The following is a 21,011-nucleotide window of genomic DNA, read 5'->3' as shown; positions in this document are numbered from 1 at the left end:
TCGTTGCTTTTCGGTTCGGTTCTCCGGTGCCTTCGCCGTCACCCAACCAGCTCGCTGACCGCTACGGGGCCTCCGCCCCGTTTCATGGACTCATACCCCGCCACCGAGATCGCCAGGCTCTTGACGCCCTCGAGGTACGGGACGCTGGTCTGCGTGCCGCCCGCCTTGACGACATCGAGCAGCTCGCCCAGAACGGCTCCGGTCCAGTCCGGGGAGGCTGTCATGCTGCCCTCCTCGTCGCCACTCCATGAGCAGTTTGCGCCGTCAATCGTGATGAGCAGCCCCTCGGCCACGACCTTGAAGCCCACGTCCCACTTGGCCTGCGGCACAATGGAGCAGCTCAGCGTGCCGAGCGCGCCGCACTCATACTCGATGACCAGCGCGGTCGTGTCCGGGATGCCCATGTCGGCGGCGTACAGCCGCATGCCCTCGCTCGCGTAGCCGGGCGGCGGGGTCCAGTCGCGCGTGCGCGTGGCCCGGCCGACGACCGTCTTGGCGTCGCCGGCCAGGAAACGCCCCAGGTCGAGCATGTGCGTGGCCTGCTCGATGAGCTGCCCGCCGCCGAGTTCCATGCTCGTCCACCACGCCGGCGGCGGCAGGCCCGGCATGTAGTAGTGCGCCTGCACCATGGCGAGCGGGTGCTTCTGTAGCATCTCCCGCACCTTGCGGATCGGCTCGGAGAAGCGGAACATATAGCCGACCTGGGTGGCGATGCCGCTCTGCTCCACCGCCTTCTGCACGCGGTGGGCCAGCTCCATGTTCACGGCCACGGGTTTCTCGACAAAGAAGGGGATCTTCGCCGCGCACGCGGCCTCCTCGATGTCGCCGTGCGCGAAGGGCGGGGTGCAGATGACGATCGCGTCCGGCTTCTCGGCGCTGTAGAGCTTGTCGTAGCTGTCGTAGGCGTTGCCGCCGAACTCAGCGGCGACCTTCTGCGCGCCCTCGAAGTTCACGTCGGCATAGCCGACCAGTTCGACATCCTCGCGGTTCTTGCAGTACGCCAGGTGCCGCTTGGCGATGCCGCCGACACCCACAAAGCCAACTCGTAGGGCCATAGTGTTCCTCCGTGCGTCTTTGCTGTGAGACGGCAGTTCGGCAGCGGCCTGTCGCGAACCTGCGGCCGTCGCCTTGGGAGGGGCCGGATATCATCCGGCCCGCCGTTGGGGACGGATGTCACAAAGCAACGGGAGCACCGTACGGCGGCCCGGCTGATAGCCGGCCCCTCCAACGACGCCCCGGCCATCGTCCTACTTCAGCTTCACATCCACCACCGCCCAGATGTGCAGTGTCCCGAGCTTCAGCGTCGCCTCGCCCGCCTGCTGCGTCACGGCCAAGTTCTGGGGCGTGGCGTAGTCCGTGCTGTCCGCCTTCGCCGAAACGACCTTCATCTTCCCCGGCAGACGCAGCGCGAAGCTCATGTCTTGCATGGCGTTGACAGCCCCGGCCTTCGTCACGCCATAGTTCACGAGATAGATCCGCCAGCGGTCCGGCGCGACGCTGAACAGGCGGATCTCACAGGGCTGCGGCGGAGCCTGCGCCAGGAGCAGTTGCTCGCGTCCGGCCCAGCGCACCGCGGCGGCGACCTTGCTCCCGATCTCTGGTGACACCGCCGTGCGGGCGTAGCCGGGCAGACCGCTGATCTCGCGACTGCTCAGCCACGCCAGCCGCCCCTTCCCGACCTCCGTCTGCGTCTGCCCCGTCTCGGGCCCGGCCCCGAAGGGCTGTGCGGCCTCGGCCGCGCGTGGCAGGGCGTGCTCGTCGAGCGTCCCAGTGGGGCCGACGGCCACCAGCCCGCCGCCGCTCTTCGCGAACTCTCGCAGCGCCACCAGTTGCGCCTCGGTCGCCGCCGCCACACCCGGTACGACCAGGCACCGCAGCCCCTTCAATCCGGCCGCCGTGACGTCGCCATCGGTCAGGATGCGGCAGGCGATCCCGGCGTCGGACAGCAGGCGCGGCATGGCCAGACCGTAGGTGGGGCTGCCCACGACAGACTGCTGCAGCGACACCCACACGCCCACATCGGCCAGCGGCTTGGCCGGGGTGAACAGCTCCGGGTTCCTGACCTGGAATTCCCCCGCTTGCGTGAAGGCGTCCACGATAGGCTGGTCGCGGAACGTCTGCTGCATCTTGCCACACTGGCTGGCCCATGACTCGGCGATCTCCAGCGACGCCAGGTTGCCCTTGGCCTCGGCGGGTGCGTCCTTGACGCCCAGGTATGTGCAGACGGCAGGCTTGCTCGCGGCCGCGGCGACGAGGTAGTCATAGTGGAACCCGTTCGACAGGCGGGTGCCGTCGTCTTGCATGACCGAGCCGCCGCCGTAGGCCGCCTCGTCAAAGAGAATGTCCACCTCGCGGGCGTACAGCTCCGGGTGCTCGCCGATGCCCACCATGCCCCCGGCGTCGCCGGCCCACATGCAGTAGTTGTTGGTCAGGACAAAGTCCGGGCACAGGCTGCGCCCCCAGGCGCGCATGTCGTGCAGGAACCGGGCCAGCGACTCGCAGCGGAACCGCCGCAGCGCCGCCCACAGCGGCAGGTTCGACTTGTCGGTGGGGAGCTTGACCTCGTCGAGCTTCGCGCCGCTGAGGAGGCGCTCACGGACGGCGTCGGGGTACTGCGTGCGCAGGAACTCGCGGAACTGTTTCTGGCACTCCTGGCAGTAGCAGCCATGGTTGCACGGGCCATCGAAGAAGACGCCGTGCGAGCCGTACTGCACGTGCATCTTGATGACGCCCTGCACGTACTGGCGGCAGGCGGGCTGGTTCGTGCACCAGTAGAAGCCCTTCTGGTCGTGGTACACATAGGGGATGGGCGTGCCGTCGGGCTTGAGCTGCGCCCAGGCCAGGGGGTCGGCGGGCCGGGGCCCCAGGAAGTCCTCGTACTGCCCCCAGCGCTGGTCGTAGAAGTCGAAGATCAGCGTGCGCTTCTCGGGGTCGCCGTACCACATGTCCGGGGCGATGTACGTGATGGGGTGTACTCCCGCCTCGCGCAGGGCGTCGGCGCCCTTCTTCCAGTCGGCCATCTGCCGGTCGAACTCGGTGCGCGCGGGCAAGCCGTTGTACGCCCCGCCGCTGGCCGGGCAGTGCAGATGGGCCAGGTTGATGTGGTTGCGGAGAATGGTCTCCCTGTCGCCCACGCCGCAGATGGCGTAGCGCAGCTTGCCGAAGACCATCTCGGGCTGAGCATGGGCGGCGCTGGCGAGCACCACCGGCAACAACAGCAGCATGACGCGCATGGGACTGCCTCCTGGCATGACCGATTGGCATACGGGGCCGCCAGCATCTGCCGGCGGCCCCGAGGTGACGGCTACGGCAACGGCGTCCCGCCCGCCACTTGCCACTTGCCACTTGCCGCTCCCGCCTACACCTTGACTTCCTTGCCCTTCTCGGCGGACTTGTAGATGCCGTCGAGGATGCGCTGGGTCATGAGCGCCTGCTCGCCGGGCACGGGCGACGGGAGGCCCTTGCGGACGGCCTCGACGAAGCGGCGGATCTCCTCGCTGTGGGGCTTGACGCCCGCATCGGGGTTGACCTGCACCGTGGTGTTGGTCAGCAACCCGGCCTCCTCGCGCACCAGCGTCAGCGGGCTGTTCTGCATGCCGCCCTTGTCGCCGGCGAGGAACACGTTGTACGTGCCCTCCGGGGCGTTGACGGCCCAGCTCGTCTCCAGCGCCAGGCTGGCGCCGTTGGCGAAGCGGATGAAGCCGGCGGCCAACTCGTCGGGCACGGTGTAGCGCTTCGGATCGTGCTTCATGACCGAGGGCTTGTTGGACAGCTTGAGCCAGTAGTTGGCCGAGACCGACACGGGCTCGGGGTGGCCCATCAGGTACAGCGCGAGATCGAGGATATGCACCGCGAGGTCATAGCACGGGCCGCCGGCGGACATCTCCTTGACGATGAAGTCACCCCAGGAGGGCACGCCGCGCGGGCGCAGGAGGCTCAGGCGGCCGTAGTACACTTCGCCGATGAGCCCGGCCTCCACCCAGCGCTTCATAGCCAGGTGCGCGTCGGAGAAGCGCAGCGACTGGGCGACCATGAACAAGGTCCCGGCCTTCTTGCCGGCGGCGATCATCTTCTCGACTTCCGCGACAGACGTCGCGCACGGCTTCTCGGTGATGACATGGGCGCCGGCCTCGAAGGCAGCGATGGTCGGGGCGCAGTGGAAGCAGTTCGGGGTGCAGACGTCCACGATGTCGAACTGCATCTCTTTGAGCATCTTCTTGTAGTCATCGTAGATCTTCAGGTCAGGGTTGCCGATGGCGGCCGCGGCCGTCTCCTGCGATGGCTTCTTGATGTCGGCGATGGCGACGATCTCAACGTCGTTCAGCGCCTTCCAGCCGGGCAGATGGGCGCCGGTGAAGATCGCACCGGAACCAATGACACCAACACGTAGCTTCTTGGCCATACGAAGGCCCTCCTCATCATGGCCGCCAGGGCGGCAGTGGAATCCAATGGTTCGCGGTTCCCCACGGGGCGGGGTGGCACCTGCCGGGGGAGAGGGGAAGGAGGAAAGGAGGAGGGCCGGGAGTCCACGGGCTCACGCCCGTGGCTACGTACGCGGGCCGCTTCGGGGCCGACGGCAACGGCTCCGGCAACCCGTAACCTGCCCCCTAGCTGTCCCGCACCTTCGCTCCGGCCTCGGTCGCCACGCGCTCGCGGATGGCGGCCATGGCGGCGTCCACTTCGTCGTCCGTCAGCGTGCGGTCCGGCGCGCGGAACTCCAGACTGAACGCCAGGCTCTTGACGCCCGCGCCCAGGCGCTGGGCGTCCATGAACAGGTCGAAGGGCGCGACCGTCTGCAGCATCTCCCCGCCCGCCGCCCGGATGATCTCCTCCAGCCGCGCCGCCGTGTGGGCGTCGTCATCGGGCAGCACCAGCGCCAGGTCGCGACCCACCGCCGGGAAGCGCGGCAGCGGAGCATAGGGCTTGAAGTCGCAGGCCCCGGCCAGCAGGGCCTCCAGGTCCAGCTCGAAGGCATAGGCGCGGTCGGGCAGGTCGTACGCCGCCTGCACACTCGCGGCAACTTCGCCGAGCACGCCTGCCGCCTGGCCGCCGATGACCAGCGCCGCGCAACGGCCGGGATGGAACGTGGGGTGCTGGGTGCGCGCGAAGCTCACGTCCGTGAGGCCCAGGCTGTCGCAGACCTGCTCGACGATCCCCTTGACCAGGAAGAAGTCCGGGTGCTTCAGCTCCTCGGAGGCGTTCCAGTCGGCGGTCAGCACCGAGCCCATGATGATCCCGGCGACGCGCTGCGGCTCCTGCGGGAGGGGCTCGCCGGTCACGGGCACGAAGACCTTGTTGGTCTCATACAGGGCCACATCCGTCACGCGCTGGCGGACGTTGTTCTCGGCTGCCTCCAGCATCGCGGGCAGCAGTGTCGTGCGCATGTGCGACTGTGTGTCAATCATCGGGTTCGACAGCGGCAGCATCGTGCGCTCGGAGGCGTCGGGGCCGAAGCCCAGGCGGTCCAGATCGGCCGGGCACGACACCGAGAAGCTGAAGCTCTCGTTCAGGCCGCACTCGCGCAGCACCGCACCCACCTGACGTGTCAGCTTCTGCCGTCGCGTGAACAGCCCGCTCTGGGCCAGCTTGCCCGGCACGGTCATCGGCAGGTTGTCATACCCGTAGATGATCGCGACTTCCTCGATGAGGTCAATCTCGCGCTCGATGTCCCAGCGCAGGCGCGGGACCCGCACTGTCAAGGCGGCGGGTGGCGCGTCGTGTGCGCCGGGCCCCGCCGCTGCTTGCGCCGCCCCGGCCACGGGCCCCGCCGCACACGACGCGGCACCCGTGGCCTCGACGCCGAAGTCAATCGCCTTCAGGCAGCGGGACATGTCCTCGGCGGTCAGGCTCGTGCCCAGGATGGCGTTGCAGCGCTCGGGCCTGAGTGTGATCGGCCGGGGTGCGAAGTCCTCGGCCCGGGCGTCGAGGGCCTTGCCGATGATCTCCCCGCCGGCGGTCTGCCGGATAAGCTGGGTCACCCGGGCGACGGCGCGCAGCGTCCCGTTGGGGTCCACGTGCCGCTCGAAGCGGTAGCTGGCCTCGCTGGACAGGCCGAGGCGCAGGGACGTCTTGCGGATGGTGGTGGGGTCGAAGTGCGCGCTCTCGATCAGGACGGTCGTGGACTTGTCGTTGATCTCGGTGTCCGCTCCGCCCATGACGCCCGCCAGCGCCGCCGGGCCCGAGGGGTCGGTGATGAGCAGGTCCTCGGCCGTCAGCGTCCGCCACTGGCGATCGAGGGTCAGGATCTGCTCGCCCTCGGTGGCGCGGCGGACGATGATGTGGCCCCGGCGCAGCAGCTTGAAGTCGAAGGCGTGCAGCGGCTGGCCCAGCTCCAGCATCACATAGTTGGTGCAGTCCACGACATTGATCAGCGGCCTCATGCCAGCGGCTTCGAGGCGGTGGGACAGCCACGCGGGCGAGGGCGCCAGTTTGATGCCCTCCAGCAGCAGCCCCGAGTAGCGCGGGCAGCCGACCGGATCGGCCAGCTCGATCGTCACGCGGCCGTCGCTCGCCTGCAGCCCCCCGCCGACCGGATCGGTGATGGAGTCCGACGGGATGTCGGGCAGCTTGTAGGTGGTCTGCAGCAGCGCTGCGGCCTGCCGCGCCACGCCCAGGATCGACAGCATGTCGCCGCGGTTGGCGGTGACCTTCGTGACCAGGATCTGGTCGCTCGCCTGGCCGTCGTCGGAGGTCCAGTCGCGGATCTCCTCCACTTCGAGCCCGCCCATCGTCAGCACGTGCGCCAAGTCGGGCGCCGCGATGTCAGCCTGCAGGAACTCCATCAGCCAGCTATACGGTACGCGCATGCGAACGCTGCCTCCAAGTCATACTGCGCGGTCGGTGGGAGCGGCCACCGACTGCGACTGTCGTCTCGGCCTGGTCGCGGTCGGTGACCGCTCCCACTGCCCCGCTCTCGTCTTACGGCTCCCCCCGTCGGCATGAGCTTGCCCGGCACACCATCGCTCAGGTGCCCGGCGCGAACTCCGCGCGCATCCGCCCGTCCGTCACCTGCAGCGTCAGGCGCGATTCGCCTTGCAGCAGGTCCAGCAGCGCCTGTCCCAGGCACTCGCGCCGCCAGCCGTGCATCAGCCCGTGACCGGACACGTCCTGGCCGCCGGCGAGCAGCCGCACCAACTCCTCGAGTTGGGCGGCATCCACCACGGCGTTGGGCCACACCCGCTGCGCGTGGCAGATCAACTGGACCGAGGCCTTGATGACATCCATGAGTCGCCGCGTCTCGGCGGTGTCTGGCGCCGGCGGTGGAAGAGCTGGCAGGCGCGCCGGCGGCAGTTGCTTCCCGCGGCCGACCGCGCGCAGCAGGTCGTCACCGTACCGCGCGACGACGTCATCGGTCATGCTCTTGAGGCGCCGAAGCTCAGGCTTCGTCTCCGGCGACCGCTCGGCCAGCCTCGCCAGCATGTCGTCCTTGAGCAGGCTGCCGGGTGCGCTGTTGAGCTGCTCCGCCAGGGCCTCGCGCCATTGCAGCAACTCCCACAGCACCGACAGTTGCTCGGGCTCCAGCCGCCACTTCAGGCCCGTGCGGGTGTAGGTCGCCGCCAACTCCCCGTCGGGGGCGGCCCGTTCGCACGCCTCGCGGCAGGCGTCGCGCACCCAGGCCATGCGCCCCTTCGCCTGCACCTGCTCCAGCAGCAGGCGGTGCGCGGCCGGCAGATAGCGCACATCGTTGGCGGCGTAGGCAAGCTGCGAGGCCGAAAGCGGCCGCCGCGCCCAGTTCGAGTACTGGTCCGCCTTGGAAAGCCGGACGCCCGCCACCATCTCAACCAGTTGCGGGACGCCGATCTCATAGCCGATCCCGACCAGCGCCGCCGCAATCTGGCAGTCGAACACGTGCTGCGGCGCCAGGCCCCCGGCTCGCCAGATCACGGCCAGGTCCTGCGCGCCCGCGTGGCAGATCTTCTCGACCGCCGGGTCGGCCAGCAGCTCCCACAGCGGCCCAAGATCGCGCAGGGAAAGCGGGTCAATCAGCTCTACCCGCTCGTCGGTCGCGACCTGCACCAGGCACAGGCGCGTCCGGTAGGTGCGCCCCGACAGGAACTCCGTGTCAAAGGCGAACACCCGCGCGGCAGCCAGGTGATTGCACACCTCGGCCAGCGCCGCCGGCGTATTCGTGAGCCCGGCCGGCGGCCGTGGCCACTGCAAAGCAGCTTCAGTCATGTTGATGCGATGAGTCCCGCGCCGGACAGCCCGGGCAACGGCTGCCCGCTCCGGCTCTCATTCTTCCCTTTCCCCTGTGCTGTGGCCAGACGGCGTCGTTCTCACAGCTCGTCACGATCGTGGCGGAAGCGGCTCAGATACCACGCCAGCCACGTCCAGCGCTCGGCCGGGCGTCCGGCGAGCTGCGCGGCGTGTCGCTGCGCTGCCTCGATGGCGCGCGCCAAATCGTCCGGCGCGTCAACCAGCCGCGCCAGTCGCAGGTACTCCCGGGCCTGCTCCGCCCCGCCCAGCAATGGCCCCGCCACCCGATCCAGGAACGAGTCCAGATCGGCCTCGGGATTGGCCGCCGAGCCATAGTCGGCCAGCGCCAGATAGTTCAGTTCGCTGCCGGCGCGGAAGGCCGACTTCTCGCCGAACATGGAGGTCCCGCTGAAGCCGGTCGCGATGCACCGCTGCGCCATGACGGCGAGCCAGTCCGCCGCCACTTCCTCGCCGCGGCCCCGCCACCACGTCGCCAGGTGGCAGCGCATGATGTGGCCGGCAAAGCCTGCCGGGGCCGTACCGGCGTCAGTCCACTCATGCTGCTTGCGCGGCGGGATGTACTCGTCGCAGACCCACTGGATGTGGCCCCCGCGTGGGAACTCCGCGATGCACTCCGGGGCCCAGTGGGGCAGGCCGCCGCCAAAGCCGGGGGCGTCCTCGCCCTCATGCGGCGTGGGGTTGGAGTACGTCTCCAGCACCACCAGCGCGTCCGGACGGACGGACAAGACCGCCTCGGCCGCCGGGGCGTACATGAGCGCCATGTCTTCCCACGACAGGTAGGACACGGGGTGCTGCCGCCGCGCGCGGCACAGCGGGCAGTGGCACACGCCCGTGTCGCCGGCCTCGACCTGCACGCCGGCCAGCGGCACCGTCTCCATCAGCCAGCGCAGCCCGTCGCAGCAGTAGGCCATGTTCTCGGGCCGCGACGGGCAGGCATGGTCCATCGGGCGCGGCATGAAGCGTCCCGGCCGCAGGATATGCGGCTCGCCCGCCGCGTTGACGGCGCGCAGCTCCGGGTGGGCTTCCAGGTGGCGGTCCAGCGACCACGGCGAGTCGCCGTCATAGTACACGCCGCCATAGGCATTGAGCCCCACCCCGGCCAGCAGCTTCACGCCGGCCTCGGCGGCCACGTCGCACAGCCGCCGCGCGGCGTCCACCCCGCCGTGCTGGTCGCGCAAGAGCCCCCACACGACCACCCCCTCGATCCCGTGGGCCCCGCACCAGCGCAGCATCAGGCTGCACTCGCGCACGAAGTCCTCGGCGTCGCCGCTGAACTCGTTGGAGGCGCCCCAGTCGTGCACGCCGGCGCGGCTCGCCGTCCACTGGATGCAGTGATCCCAGGTCCACAGTAGCCGCAGGTTGATGGGTGCGCTCATCGGCACGCCTCCGCCATGAAGTCTTTGAGCAGCCGCACGTACAGCCGGTAGTCCTGAAGCGACACGCCGGGCGGGGTCTGGTGATCCACCGAGGGGACGAAGTAGCCCGCCCGCGCCGCCGGCATGAGGCGCTCGAACTCCGCCCGGATGGCTGCTTCGCCCAGGTGCATGACCGTCTTGTCAAAGCCCCCGATCATCCGCCACTGCGGGTGCCTTTGGCGGATGCGGTTCACGTCCACGCCGGCCATGCGCTCCAGCGGCAGGATGCCCTGCAGGCCGACTTCCTCGAACCAGGGGATCAGCGGCTCGACCTGCCCGTCGCTGTCAATGAGGCACACGATGTCGCGGGCGCGCAGGACCGGGATGATCTCGCGGTAGTAGGGCGCCATGAACTCATCGAACTGGGCCTTGCCGATCATCGGCCCGTGGTTGTAGCTCATGTCCTCGCCGAAGGTCATGAAGTCCGGCACGCAGACCTCGCAGAAGGCCGCGACGCAGCGCTTCATGTACGCGACCTGGTCGGCGTTGATGCGGTGCATCAGCGCCGGGTAGTCGTAGAACGCCAGCAGGTGCGGCGCAATGCCAAAGAGCACGCGGGGCCACCAGAAGAACCCGCTGAGGCTGATCCAGCAGATGACCTCGCCGCGCTCCTGCTCGGCGGCGTACTGCGTCCACAGCTCCCGGTCGAAGGGCACCGGGTCGGGATACAGCAGCGGCCGGAGGCGCTCGTAGTCGGCCTCGTCGCGGATGTACCCGCCGCCGGGCAGACCGGCAGGCGCCTGCGTCCACTGGCCGAACCAGAGCTGGTAGTTCACGTCGAGCCCGAAGTGGCGCTTGATGTCGTAGATCTCCAGGCTGGCAGGCAGGCCCTCATCGCGCCAGCGGGCGATGGTCTTGTCCCACCAGCCGGCCCACTCCAGGCACGGCAGCGTGTCCTCGGGCGTCTGCCCGCACATGACTTTGCGGAAGCGGGAGCGGACGGTCTCCACTGCTGGCCTCGCTTGTCTAGAACTGTCGCAGGAACCGCATGTCGCCGCTATAGAACAGGCGGATGTCGTCAATGCCATGCCGCAGCATCGTGAACCGCTCGACGCCGACGCCGAAGGCGTAGCCGGTGTACTTCTCGGTGTCGTAGCCGACATTGGCCAGCACGTTCGGGTCCACTTGCCCCGCGCCGCCGACCTCCAGGTAGCCCGTGCCGCTGCACACGCGGCAGCCGCTGCCGTCGCACAGCGTGCACGACAGCGCCACCTCGGCGCTGGGCTCGGTGAAGGGGAAGAAGTCCGGGCGGAAGCGCACCTGGCAGCGCTCGCCGAAGATCTCACGCGCGAAGATCTGCATCGTGCCCTTCAGGTCCGCGAAGGTGATGCCCTCATCCACCAGCAGCCCCTCGAGCTGGTAGAAGGTGTGGCAGTGCGTCGCGTCCACCGTGTCGCGGCGGTAGCACCGGCCGGGCACGATGATCCGCACCGGGGGCTGCATGGCCTCCATGGCGCGGATCTGCACGGTCGAGGTCTGGCTGCGCAGGAGCACCTCGGGGCCGGCATAGAACGTCATCTGCTCATCCATCGCCGGGTGGTACTCAGGATAGTTGAGCGCGCCGAAGCTGTGGTAGTAGTCCTCGACCTCGGGGCCCTCGGCCACGCGGAAGCCCAAGCCCAGGAAGATGGCGATCATGTCGTCGAGGGTCTGCAGCAGCGGGTGGCGCTTGCCCACGCGCGGGGCGCGGCCGGGCAGCGTCACATCCACCGTCTCGGCCAGCAGCTCGGAGTCGGCGGTCAGCGCCTCCAGGGCCTCCTTGCGTTCGGCCAGAAGCGCCTCCAGCCGCTGCGAGAGCTGGTTGAGCGCCGCGCCGACGGCGGGCTTCTCTTCCTTCGGCACCTGCCCCAGCTTCTGGAACTGCGCCCGCACGAGGCCATTGCGGCCCACGTACTTCACGCGGGCAGCCTCCAGAGCGGCTTCGTCCCGGGCCTCGGCAATGGCAGCCTCGGCGTCGGCCTGCAAAGCGGCGATCTGTTCTAGCATAAGCGGTGGTCCAATCCCACACCTCTCTTCGGCAGAGGAAGGCTACTGGTCGCTCAGCAGCTTCCCGCCCACGGCGATGCTCTCGCGCGGGTGCTCGTCCACGATGACGACGAACCTCTCGGCCGGGATCTGGGTGATCTCCGCGGCGACCTTCGTCAGCTCCTCGGCCAGGCGCCGCTTGCTTTCGACGTCACGGTTGCTGATGGTCAGGGTGATGATGGGCATGGTCTTCTCCTGTCGCGGCGCGATCCATCGCGCCTGCACTGAGGGCAAAAACGCCCCAGCATCCATCGCGGTTCAGTGAACCGCCGGGACGCCGGGGCGCGATGCAAAGGCGCTCACAGACGTAACCACCCTACCAGGCGGCGCTCCGGGTAACGGTGGAGCACACCGGCACGGCCTACGCATGGCCCCTTCCGCCGCTCCGCTACGCCGTTCCCCCCTCTCCGGAGCGCGGCCGTACCGCGCGAGGGAGAGGGGCCGGGGGTGAGGAGCCGTTCGGAACTGCCACTTCAGCCGGCGGTTCGGGAGGGAACTTCAGCGACACGGTGGCCGGGAGGGCTTCCAGCCCATGACCCTCCCTCTCTGTGAGACTGCGGGGCAGTCTCCGACCCCGTCCGTCGCCTACTTTTCTCCGTCACAACCGTTGTCTGTTGTACTCGTACAACAAGACGCCCGCCGCGATGGCCGCGTTGAGGCTCTCGGCCCGGCCGGGCATGGGTATGGTAACCCGCACCTGGCAGGCTGTCAATAGCGCCTCAGGCAGCCCGTGGGCCTCGCTGCCGATCAGGATGGCGCAGCGCTCGGGCAGCTCCGCCGCCGGCAGCGGCACGCCGTCGTGCACGACCGTGGCCACCAGCGCCACCGCCGCCTCGCGGCTCCAGGCCAGCAACTCCGCCTCCGACACCGCCACCAGCGGCAGGTGGAACATCGCCCCGGCGGCGGCCCGCACGACCTTGGGGGCGTACAGGTCCACACAGTCGCCGACGGCCACCACGCCCAGCGCCCCGGCGGCATCGGCGGTGCGGACCATGGTCCCCATGTTGCCCGGGTCGCGCACCTCATGCACGGCCAGCACAACGCCCGGGCCCGCCGGCAGCGCCTCGAGGGAATGCCGCGGTAGCGCCACCGCCGCCGCGATGCCCTGTGGCGTGACGGTGTCGCTCATCTCGCGGAACACGGGCGCGGCCACTTCCACCATCGTGTCGGCATGCTTCTTCAGCCGCCGCGCCGGGGTCTGCTCCTTGAGCAGCTCTGGGCACACATAACCCACCTTCGCCCGTACCCCGGCCGCGATCATCTCCTCGACCAGGTGCGCTCCCTCGATGGCGAACAACCCATGCTCGCGCCGCCCCTTTGCCGTGGCGAGGGAGCGGAAGAGCTTGACGTGCTGGTTGTGGGGGCTGGTGATGGGCAGCATCTCTCCACCGTTGGAGGTTGGGTGAACGCCGGGCAGGAAACGACAGCCATGTCTTGGCTTCAGCCCGATCGGCGCACTACTATGGTGTTTCGCAAGCTGCTGTGGGTTCTCCTTGCGCCGACGGTGTGCCTCGCCTGCCTCGGCGTGGCCGATGCCGCCCCCCTCCGCGTCGCCATCGCCGGTGACGTGTGGCTGCGGCACAAGCAGCAGCCCTCGGCCCTCCACTACGCCGCGCTGCTGTTCCGCCGCGCCGATGTCGCCATCGTCAACCTGGAAGGCCCCCTGACCACGCGCACGGGGCGCACCCCTAACAAGAGTGCCCGCGACCTGCGGCGGCACTACCACTTCGTCCTGCGGGCTGACCCGCGCGCGGCCACTGACCTGCGCGACGCCGGCGTGGACGTGGTCGGCCTGGCCAACAACCACCTCATGGACTACCGGACCGGCGGCTGCCTGGACACGATCCGCGCCGTGCGGCGGCTGGGCCTCACCACCACCGGGGCCGGGGCCAGCATCGGGGCCGCGCGCGCCCCGGCCTTCGTCCGCACGCGGCAGGGCACGGTGGCCGTCCTGGCCTACCTGGCCTTCATGTCCCCGGGGGGACGGGGGGCCTGCACCCCCGCCGGGGCCAAGTCGGCCGGGGTAGCCATCGTGCGCCCCAATGGCGCCGGTACGGCCCTGAGCGACAGCTCCCGCCAGGCCGTGGCCCGTGACATCGCCGCCGCCCGGCGCCGGGCTGGTGCCGTCATCGTGCTCTTCCACTGGGGCACCGAGGGCGCGTCCCGCCCCAGCACCTACCAGCGCTCCCTGGCCCATGCCGCGATCAAGCTCGGGGCCTCGGCGGTGGTCGGCCACCACCCGCACGTCCTAGAGGGCGTCGAGTGGTTCATGGGGCGGCCGATCTGCTACAGCCTGGGCAACTTCGTCTTCCCCGCCGCCGGCGCCGGGAAGGCGGACACCGGGATCGCCGAGATCGTCTTCGAGCGCTCGCGCGCGACCAAGCTGCGGTTCCACCCGATGCGCATCAGCGGCTGTACCCCCGTGCCGCTCACCGCGTCGGCCGGCAAGGCCGCATCGCGGCGGCTACTGCAGCTCAGCCGTGGCTTCGCCCTCGGCCGCACTGTCCTCGGCGCCGACGGCACGCTGACCCTGTTGCGCCCCAAGTGACCCTCTCGCCCCATACAAACAGAGACGCCGACTCGGCTGAGTCGGCGTCTCGGGTACAGCGGCGCTGGCGTTGCGCTAGGCGACCGCAGCCTTGACCTGCTCCACGATCAGCGCGAACGCGGCGGGATCCTCGGCGGCGAGGTAGGCCAGCATCTTGCGGTTCAGCGCGATGCCTGCCTTCTTCAGCCCGTTGGCGAACACGCTGTAGGTCATCCCGTTCATGCGCACGGCGGCGTTGATGCGGGCGATCCACAGGTTGCGGAACATGCGCTTGCGCACGCGGCGGTCGCGGTACGCGTACTTGCGCGCCCGCATGACCGTCTCTTTCGCGGTCTTGAAGAACTTACGCCGACCGCCGACGTAACCCTTCGCCGCCTTCAGGATCTTCTTGCGCCGGCGATGTGTTGCCGGTCCTCGACTTGCTCGGGGCATACTCACAACTCCTTGTCATGCCCGGGGCCGCTGGGGGCGGAGAGGGCGACGCCTCAAGGCGCTCCGTCTCACTTGGGTGCCCGCGTCACTGGCCCGTGTACGGCGGGGATCCCGGGTCAGGGGTCAGGGAACGGCAGTGCCGTCCCCAATGCCCACAACCCAGTCCCCAATCCCTAACTATACGGCAGCAGAGCGTCTACTTGCTGCTTGTAGCCGGGGGGCGTTACTTCGCCGCCCCGCTTAAGCCGGCGCTTCATCTGCCGGGTTTTCTTGGACAGCAGGTGGTTCAGCTTGCTGCAGCGGTGCACTATCCGGCCGCTCCCCGTCACCTGCAGGCGCTTGCTCGCGGATCGTCTCGTCTTCATCTTTGGCACTGGGCTTGGCTCCTTGCTCAGGTGGGGCGGGCGGCATGGTCTTCTTGGGTTCCAGCACCATCGTCATCCGCCGGCCCTCCATGCGGGGCGGCTGGTCCACGATGGCGTACTCGGCCAGGTTGGCGATGAAGCGCTCCAGCTGCTTCTGGCCGATGTCCTTGTGGCGCAGCTCCGGGCCGCGGAAGATGACGGTGAACTTTACCTTATCGCCGTGGCGCAGGAACTTCAGGGCGTTCTTGCTCTTGAAATCCAGGTCGTGATCGTCAGTGTTGGGCCGGACGCGGATGCCCTTGATCTCCATCTGCTTGGATTTCTTCTGGGCTTCCTTCTGCTTCTTGCGCTGCTCGTAGCGGAACTTGCCGTAGTCAATGATGCGGCAGACCGGCGGCTTGCCGTCCGGCGCCACCTCAATCAGGTCCAGACTGCGCTTTTCGGCCTCGGCGAGGGCGTCCTGGATGGACATGACCCCCAGGTTCTCGCCCTCCTGAGTGACCACGCGGACTTGCGACGCGCGGATGCGCTCGTTGATCCTGTAGCCCCGGTTGGGATCTATATCGCCTCACCTCGAATGTTGGCGGGAATCACGCACCACGATGCCCGAGGGCACCGTGGAGGGTTACCTTAGCAGGAATCGGCGGCGGCTGTCAAGACAGGCAGCCGCCGCCGCGGTCGCTTCGGCCTGCTACCGGCTGAAAGCCGGCGCTCCTATGGCGCTACTTCTCCAGCGCTACCCACTCGCCGCCCTGCTTGCTGCTCTTGAGGGCCGCGTCCATGAAGCACACCAGCTCGATCGTCTCGTTGATGTCAATCGGCGGCTGCCCGGTCATGAAGAGCTGCGACTGCTGCTTGCACAGCTCGCGGTAGATGTACGCGGTGTTGATGCCGCTGGTGCGCACTTCCTTCTCGCCCCAGGCCACGAAGCCATACGCATGGGCGCCCTGCCGCGTGCCGCGCATCACGCCGACGCGGCCATCCGACCACTTGGCCGTGTTGACCTCGCCGATCTCCTTGTTGAAGGCGCACGAGACGGCCTCGCAGCCCGCGCCCATGAGCGTGAAGAGTATCTCCACCCCGTGAATGCCGTAGTGGGCCAGGCCGGGGCTGGCCGGGTGCAGCGACGCCGGGCTCCAGGCGTCCACGCCGAAGATCTGCCCCAGCTCGGCCTTCGCCGCCACGCACTCGGGGGCGTAGCGCAGCGAGGACGAGGAGAAGAAGGGGACGTTGTACTTGGCGGCCAGGTCGCGGATCTTCAGGGCGTCCTTGGCCGAGTTGGTGAAGGGCTTGTCAATGTAGCAGGGCAAACCGGCCTTCATGAACACCTTGGCGTGCTTGAGGTGCTGGCTGCCCTGGTTGGACTCGATCAGCACGCCATCCACCTTGCCGATCATGTCCTCGGGCTTCTCGACGATCTTGACGCCCCACTTCTTGAGCTGCTTGGCGCGCTCGTCAATGGTCTTCTGGTCCAGGACCTTGGAGGTGCCCGGGTAGGCCATGACGACCTTGCAGCCATCCACCCACTGGTCTTCGGCGATGCCGTTCTTCTCGACCGGGATGTGGTTGTGCCGCATGGTGAATTGGATCACATGAGAAGTGTCGCAATCAACAATGCCCAGCTTGATCATCAGAGCGCCTCCGAAGGTTGTACGGCAACGGTGACCGTTTCAGGATGTGTGGCTGACGACGTCAGCGGGGGTAGGTTCGCCGGGCAGGCGGGGATACCTGCGTGGCAGAGACAAACGGCTCCTCACCCCTGCCCCTCTCCCTCGCTCCACTGCGTTGCGCTCCGGAGAGGGGAATGATACGCACACACTGTGGCTTCGAAGCCACGGAGGTGGCGGATTGGTCCCCTCTCCGGAGCGCTCGGCCCCATCGAGCGCGAGGGAGAGGGGCAGGGGTGAGGAGCCGTCAGTCCGTTTCCGTCTCCGTTCGCTTCTCCCGCGTCGTCCACGCCCCCACCTTCTGCCTCAACTCCTCCACCGTCCCCGCCTCAATCGCCGTCCTTAGCTCCGCCATAAACGTCGCGTAGAAGGTCAGGTTGTGCTCGCTCAGGAGTTGCCAGGCCAGGGGCTCCTTGCAGATGAACAGGTGGCGCAGGTAGCCGCGGCTGTAGCGTTGGCAGGCCTCGCAGGGGCACGTCGGGTCCAGCGGCTCGCTGCTGGTGGCGTGCTCGAGGCGGTTGATCTTTAGCGGGCCCTGCCGGGTCATCAGGCTGCCGTGGCGGGCCATGCGCGTGGGCAGGACGCAGTCGAACATGTCCACCCCGCGCGCGGCGCATTCCAGGATGTCCAGCGGCGTGCCCACGCCCATCACATAGCGCGGCTGGTCCGGCGGCAGGTGCGGCAGCGCCGCCTCCAGCGCCGCCAGCATCTGCTCCTTGCTCTCCCCCACCGACAGCCCCCCGATGGCGTAGCCGTCGAAGCCCAGGGCGACGGTGCCCTCGGCGCTGCGGGCGCGCAGGTCGTCATACACCCCGCCCTGCACGATCCCGAACAGCGCCTGGCGCGGGTTGCGGTGGGCCTGCTGGCTGCGCTCGGACCAACGCAGGGTCCGCTCCAGCGAGGCCTCCGCATACTCCTTCTCCGCCGGGTAGGGCGTGCACTCATCGAAGACCATCGCGATGTCGCTGCCCAGGGCGTTCTGTATCTCCAGGGACTGCTCAGCCGTCAGCAGCAGCGCCTCGCCGGAGATGTGCGAGCGGAAGTGCACGCCCTCTTCGGTGATGTCCCTGGGCTTGGCGAGAGAGAACACCTGGAAGCCGCCGCTGTCGGTGAGGATCGGGTGGTCCCAGCCCATGAAGCGGTGCAGCCCGCCGAGATCGCGCACGACCTCGTGGCCGGGCCGCTGCCACAGGTGGTAGGCGTTGGAGACCAGCATCTCGATGCCGGTGGTCTCGACCCGGTGGGCCGGGCAGGCCTTGACGGTGGCGAGGCTGGCACAGGGCATGAAGACCGGTGTGCGTACGGCGCCGTGGGTGAGCGTGAGGCGGCCCGTGCGGGCGGGATGGGCGGTGGTGGTGATCTCGAAGTGCAGCATGGCGCAGATTATAGCATGTTGGGGCCGGAGGCAGGGGAGGCCGGTGAGTCGCGCCTCCGGCGCTCGGGAGGAAGCGCCTGAGGAAGGAGGAGGGCGGCGGCGGTGACGGGGGCTTCCGCCCCCGCCTAGATTGAGCCGCGCCTCCGGCGCTAACGGCAACGGCGCTGACGGCAACGGCGCTGACGGCAACGGCGCTGACGACAACGGCGCTGACGGCAACGGCGCTGACGACAACGGCAACGCCGGCAACGGCACCCACGACGACGATGCTCACGGCGGCGGCCGTTGAGGCCCGGAGGGCCGGCTCAGTCTAGGCGGGGGCGGAAGCCCCCGTCACCCGACCGCCCCCCTTACCCCTCTGGTCCTGTTGTCGAGCGCCGGAGGCGTGACCCAAGCCTCGGCGGGATCCTCGTCGGTTCCGCCGACGCCCCGCCCTGGAGGTTCGGCCACCCCCTGCAACGAACTGCTCCCCACCACACCCACGGAGCACCCTCCCATGACTCGACTCGATCTGACCGGCGCCTGGACCGTCACGCAGGCCGGCGCTGCTGACGCCATCCCGGCCGCTGTGCCCGGCTGCATCCACACCGATCTCCTGGCCGCGGGCCGCATTCCCGACCCGTTCGTCCGCGACAACGAGGACCGCCTGCACTGGATCGGCGAGGCGGAGTGGACGTACGCGCGCACCTTCGACGTGCCGGCGGAATTCGTGGCGCACGAGCGGATGCTGCTGCGCTGCGAGGGGCTCGACACGCTGGCCACCATCCGCCTCAACGGGCGCGAGATCGGCCGGGCGGACAACATGTTCCGCCTCTGGGAGTTCGACGTCAAAGACGCGCTCGTGGCCGGCGAGAACACCATCGAGGTGCAGTTCGCCTCGCCGCTGCCACTGATCGCCGCGCGACAGGCGGAGCGCCCGCTACCCGGCTGGGGCGGGCCGAAGGAAGTGCGCGGCCGCGCCTGGGTGCGCAAGGAGCCCTGCAACTTCGGCTGGGACTGGGGCCCCGTGGTCGTAACGTGCGGCATCTGGCGGCAGATCGAGATTGTTGCCTTCAGCGACGCGCGCCTGAGCGAGATCGTCGTGCGGCAGCAGCATGACGAGGGCGCGGTCGCGCTGCATGTGGCCGTGGCGGCGGAGGTCGTCGGGACGACAGCGCCCACAGCGAGGCTGACCGCCCGCCTCGGCAATGCCATCGTCGCCCTGGCTGACGTGGTGTTGGCCGACGGCACGGCAGCGGCGCGGCTGCCCATCCCCGACCCGCAGCTCTGGTGGCCCAACAACCTCGGCGCCCAGCCGCTGTACACCGTGCAGGTCGAGCTGCGCGACGGCGACGGCGTGCTCGACGTCTCGACTAGGCGCGTGGGCCTGCGCACGCTGCGCCTGGATCGCCACGCCGACCAGTGGGGCGAGTCGTTCCAGTTCGTCGTCAACGGCGTCCCCTTCTTCGCCAAGGGCGCCAACTGGATCCCGGCCGATGCCTTCGTCACGCGCCTGACGCCGGGGCGCTATCGCGACCTGCTGGGCAGCGCGGCGGATGCCAACATGAACATGCTGCGCGTCTGGGGCGGCGGCATCTACGAGCAGGACAGCTTCTACGACCTGTGCGACGAACTGGGGATCTGCATCTGGCAGGACTTCATGTTCGCCTGCTCGACCTACCCCGCGTTCGATGACGCCTTCATGGCCAATGTGCGGGCCGAGGCGGAGGACAACGTGCGGCGGCTGCGCCACCACGCCTGCCTGGCGCTGTGGGTGGGCAACAACGAGCTGGAGCAGGGCCTCGTTGGCGACGAATGGACCGACCGGACGATGAGCTGGGCGGACTACGACAAGCTCTTCGAGGGGCTGCTGCCTGACGTGGTAAAGCGGCTGGACCCGGGCCGTGACTATTGGCCCGGCAGCCCGCACACGCCCTCGAAACGCCAGGACTTCAACAACCCCAACGAGGGCGACGCGCACCTGTGGAGTGTCTGGCATGGACGTCAGCCGTTCGAGTGGTATCGCACCTGCGACCACCGCTTCAACAGCGAGTTCGGCTTCCAGTCCTTCCCCGCGCCGCGGACGGTGAACGGCTTCACCGACCCCGGCGACCGCAATGTGACCAGCTACATCATGGAGCATCACCAGCGCAGCGGCATCGGCAATGACGCCATCCTGCAGTACATGCTCTCGTGGTTCCGCCTGCCCACGAGCTTCGACATGATCCTGTGGCTGAGCCAGATTCTGCAGGGCATGGCGATGAAGTACGCCGTGGAGCACTGGCGGCGGGCCATGCCGCGCGGGATGGGGACGCTGTACTGGCAGCTCGATGACTGCTGGCCGGTGGCCAGTTGGTCATCGCTGGACTACTTCGGCAACTGGAAGGCCCTGCAGTTCATGGCGCGGCAGTTCAACAACCCACTCCTGGTGTCGGGGGTGGAAGACCCGCAACGCGGGACGGTCGAGCTGCACGTCACGAGCGACCTCCTCGCTCCTGCCGCGGCCGAGCTAGGCTGGTGGCTGGTGCGAGCGGATGGCACGCCAGTGGACGCGGGCAGCATGGCGGTGCAGGCCGCGCCCGGCGCGAACACGCTGGTGGACAGCCTCGACCTGTCCGCGCACCTCGCCCAGCACGGCCCGCGCGACCTGATCCTGGGGATGGCGTTGTCTGTCGAGGGGCAGACCGTCTCCTCCAACCTCGTGACCTTCGCCCGCCCCAAGCACCTGGAGTTGCAGGAGCCCTCGTTGGACGTGCGGGTCGAGGACGCGGGCGAGGGGGCCTTCGCCGTCACACTGACGGCGCAGCGGCCGGCGCTGTGGGCGTGGCTGGAACTGTCGGAGCGCGCGGCCCGCTACAGCGACAACTTCGTGCACCTCTTCCCGGGTCGGCCCGTGACGATCACCGTGCGGTCGGCAGAGCCGCTGACGGCCGACGAGTTCAGGGCGGCTCTGGCAGTGCGCAGCCTCGTGGACACGTACGCGTAAGA

General features: G+C 68.8%; 17 protein-coding genes and 1 pseudogene. 3 read left to right on the top strand and 15 right to left on the bottom strand.

Annotated features, from left to right (window positions below):
* Nucleotides 1–38: 38 nt before the first annotated feature.
* The 10 genes from LLH23_05555 to LLH23_05510 all read right to left on the bottom strand — a co-directional run bounded on the left by LLH23_05555 (nucleotide 39) and on the right by LLH23_05510 (nucleotide 13,038).
* Entirely contained in the window at nucleotides 39–1,055 is a 1,017-nt protein-coding gene (locus tag LLH23_05555; protein MCE5237939.1) for a Gfo/Idh/MocA family oxidoreductase, read from the bottom strand.
* 192 nt (nucleotides 1,056–1,247) lie between these two features.
* Nucleotides 1,248–3,233, bottom strand: coding sequence for a beta-galactosidase (locus LLH23_05550; GenBank protein MCE5237938.1), 1,986 nt, complete (start codon nucleotides 3,231–3,233; stop codon nucleotides 1,248–1,250).
* A 125-nt stretch (nucleotides 3,234–3,358) separates the two neighbouring features.
* Nucleotides 3,359–4,402 (bottom strand): Gfo/Idh/MocA family oxidoreductase, encoded by a 1,044-nt coding sequence (locus LLH23_05545; GenBank protein MCE5237937.1) that lies wholly within the window; start codon nucleotides 4,400–4,402, stop codon nucleotides 3,359–3,361.
* A gap of 205 nt (nucleotides 4,403–4,607) precedes the next feature.
* Nucleotides 4,608–6,806: a phenylalanine--tRNA ligase subunit beta gene (locus LLH23_05540; GenBank protein MCE5237936.1), complete on the bottom strand. Its 2,199-nt coding sequence runs from the start codon at nucleotides 6,804–6,806 to the stop codon at nucleotides 4,608–4,610.
* A gap of 157 nt (nucleotides 6,807–6,963) precedes the next feature.
* Nucleotides 6,964–8,175, bottom strand: coding sequence for a ribonuclease D (locus LLH23_05535; protein MCE5237935.1), 1,212 nt, complete (start codon nucleotides 8,173–8,175; stop codon nucleotides 6,964–6,966).
* Nucleotides 8,176–8,276: 101 nt separating this feature from the next.
* The gene (locus LLH23_05530) at nucleotides 8,277–9,593 is read right to left on the bottom strand and encodes a hypothetical protein (protein MCE5237934.1); all 1,317 of its coding nucleotides are present in this window, start codon (nucleotides 9,591–9,593) and stop codon (nucleotides 8,277–8,279) included.
* Nucleotides 9,590–10,582 (bottom strand): hypothetical protein, encoded by a 993-nt coding sequence (locus LLH23_05525; GenBank protein ID MCE5237933.1) that lies wholly within the window; start codon nucleotides 10,580–10,582, stop codon nucleotides 9,590–9,592. Before LLH23_05525 ends, LLH23_05530 begins: the two co-directional genes overlap by 4 nt.
* 16 nt (nucleotides 10,583–10,598) lie before the next feature.
* A complete protein-coding gene (pheS, locus tag LLH23_05520) occupies nucleotides 10,599–11,618 on the bottom strand; it encodes a phenylalanine--tRNA ligase subunit alpha (protein ID MCE5237932.1) in 1,020 nt (339 codons plus the stop codon).
* Nucleotides 11,619–11,660: 42 nt separating this feature from the next.
* Nucleotides 11,661–11,843, bottom strand: coding sequence for a 4-oxalocrotonate tautomerase family protein (locus tag LLH23_05515; GenBank protein ID MCE5237931.1), 183 nt, complete (start codon nucleotides 11,841–11,843; stop codon nucleotides 11,661–11,663).
* 412 nt (nucleotides 11,844–12,255) lie between these two features.
* Nucleotides 12,256–13,038 (bottom strand): RNA methyltransferase, encoded by a 783-nt coding sequence (locus LLH23_05510; protein MCE5237930.1) that lies wholly within the window; start codon nucleotides 13,036–13,038, stop codon nucleotides 12,256–12,258.
* A gap of 48 nt (nucleotides 13,039–13,086) precedes the next feature.
* Here LLH23_05510 and LLH23_05505 point away from each other — a divergent pair, with 48 nt between their 5' ends.
* Nucleotides 13,087–14,205, top strand: coding sequence for a CapA family protein (locus tag LLH23_05505; protein ID MCE5237929.1), 1,119 nt, complete (start codon nucleotides 13,087–13,089; stop codon nucleotides 14,203–14,205).
* 75 nt (nucleotides 14,206–14,280) lie between these two features.
* Here the strand turns inward: LLH23_05505 and rplT are convergent, their stop codons facing one another.
* From rplT to tgt, 5 genes and pseudogenes are all read right to left on the bottom strand, one after another.
* Complete coding sequence (gene rplT / locus LLH23_05500; protein ID MCE5237928.1) at nucleotides 14,281–14,637, bottom strand: 50S ribosomal protein L20; 357 nt, start codon at nucleotides 14,635–14,637, stop codon at nucleotides 14,281–14,283.
* Between the two features lie 173 nt (nucleotides 14,638–14,810).
* On the bottom strand, nucleotides 14,811–15,002 hold the full coding sequence (rpmI, locus tag LLH23_05495; protein ID MCE5237927.1) for a 50S ribosomal protein L35: 192 nt from the start codon (nucleotides 15,000–15,002) through the stop codon (nucleotides 14,811–14,813).
* A 52-nt stretch (nucleotides 15,003–15,054) separates the two neighbouring features.
* A pseudogene (gene infC, locus LLH23_05490) lies at nucleotides 15,055–15,540 on the bottom strand (translation initiation factor IF-3).
* Nucleotides 15,541–15,724: 184 nt separating this feature from the next.
* Nucleotides 15,725–16,633: a Gfo/Idh/MocA family oxidoreductase gene (locus tag LLH23_05485; protein ID MCE5237926.1), complete on the bottom strand. Its 909-nt coding sequence runs from the start codon at nucleotides 16,631–16,633 to the stop codon at nucleotides 15,725–15,727.
* A gap of 283 nt (nucleotides 16,634–16,916) precedes the next feature.
* Nucleotides 16,917–18,044: a tRNA guanosine(34) transglycosylase Tgt gene (gene tgt / locus LLH23_05480; protein MCE5237925.1), complete on the bottom strand. Its 1,128-nt coding sequence runs from the start codon at nucleotides 18,042–18,044 to the stop codon at nucleotides 16,917–16,919.
* A gap of 130 nt (nucleotides 18,045–18,174) precedes the next feature.
* Between tgt and LLH23_05475 the strand changes: the two genes are divergently transcribed.
* Nucleotides 18,175–18,333, top strand: coding sequence for a hypothetical protein (locus LLH23_05475; GenBank protein MCE5237924.1), 159 nt, complete (start codon nucleotides 18,175–18,177; stop codon nucleotides 18,331–18,333).
* 207 nt (nucleotides 18,334–18,540) lie between these two features.
* Nucleotides 18,541–21,009, top strand: coding sequence for a glycoside hydrolase family 2 protein (locus LLH23_05470; protein MCE5237923.1), 2,469 nt, complete (start codon nucleotides 18,541–18,543; stop codon nucleotides 21,007–21,009).
* Nucleotides 21,010–21,011 lie beyond the last annotated feature (2 nt).

Source organism: bacterium, assembly GCA_021372615.1.
Taxonomy (GTDB): Bacteria; Armatimonadota; Zipacnadia; order Zipacnadales; family UBA11051; genus JAJFUB01.
This window is presented reverse-complemented; position numbering and strand designations above follow the sequence as displayed.

What these genes read in the sequence shown, in the direction of transcription:
- LLH23_05535 (MCE5237935.1), bottom strand. Translation starts at nt 8,175, where the DNA reads ATGACTGAAGCTGCTTTGCAGTGGCCACGGCCGCCGGCCGGGCTCACG.
- LLH23_05545 (MCE5237937.1), bottom strand. Translation starts at nt 4,402, where the DNA reads ATGGCCAAGAAGCTACGTGTTGGTGTCATTGGTTCCGGTGCGATCTTC.
- LLH23_05530 (MCE5237934.1), bottom strand. Translation starts at nt 9,593, where the DNA reads ATGAGCGCACCCATCAACCTGCGGCTACTGTGGACCTGGGATCACTGC.
- rplT (MCE5237928.1), bottom strand. Translation starts at nt 14,637, where the DNA reads ATGCCCCGAGCAAGTCGAGGACCGGCAACACATCGCCGGCGCAAGAAG.
- LLH23_05540 (MCE5237936.1), bottom strand. Translation starts at nt 6,806, where the DNA reads ATGCGCGTACCGTATAGCTGGCTGATGGAGTTCCTGCAGGCTGACATC.
- LLH23_05555 (MCE5237939.1), bottom strand. Translation starts at nt 1,055, where the DNA reads ATGGCCCTACGAGTTGGCTTTGTGGGTGTCGGCGGCATCGCCAAGCGG.
- LLH23_05510 (MCE5237930.1), bottom strand. Translation starts at nt 13,038, where the DNA reads ATGCTGCCCATCACCAGCCCCCACAACCAGCACGTCAAGCTCTTCCGC.
- rpmI (MCE5237927.1), bottom strand. Translation starts at nt 15,002, where the DNA reads ATGAAGACGAGACGATCCGCGAGCAAGCGCCTGCAGGTGACGGGGAGC.
- pheS (MCE5237932.1), bottom strand. Translation starts at nt 11,618, where the DNA reads ATGCTAGAACAGATCGCCGCTTTGCAGGCCGACGCCGAGGCTGCCATT.
- LLH23_05470 (MCE5237923.1), top strand. Translation starts at nt 18,541, where the DNA reads ATGACTCGACTCGATCTGACCGGCGCCTGGACCGTCACGCAGGCCGGC.
- LLH23_05505 (MCE5237929.1), top strand. Translation starts at nt 13,087, where the DNA reads ATGTCTTGGCTTCAGCCCGATCGGCGCACTACTATGGTGTTTCGCAAG.
- tgt (MCE5237925.1), bottom strand. Translation starts at nt 18,044, where the DNA reads ATGCTGCACTTCGAGATCACCACCACCGCCCATCCCGCCCGCACGGGC.
- LLH23_05550 (MCE5237938.1), bottom strand. Translation starts at nt 3,233, where the DNA reads ATGCGCGTCATGCTGCTGTTGTTGCCGGTGGTGCTCGCCAGCGCCGCC.
- LLH23_05485 (MCE5237926.1), bottom strand. Translation starts at nt 16,633, where the DNA reads ATGATCAAGCTGGGCATTGTTGATTGCGACACTTCTCATGTGATCCAA.
- LLH23_05515 (MCE5237931.1), bottom strand. Translation starts at nt 11,843, where the DNA reads ATGCCCATCATCACCCTGACCATCAGCAACCGTGACGTCGAAAGCAAG.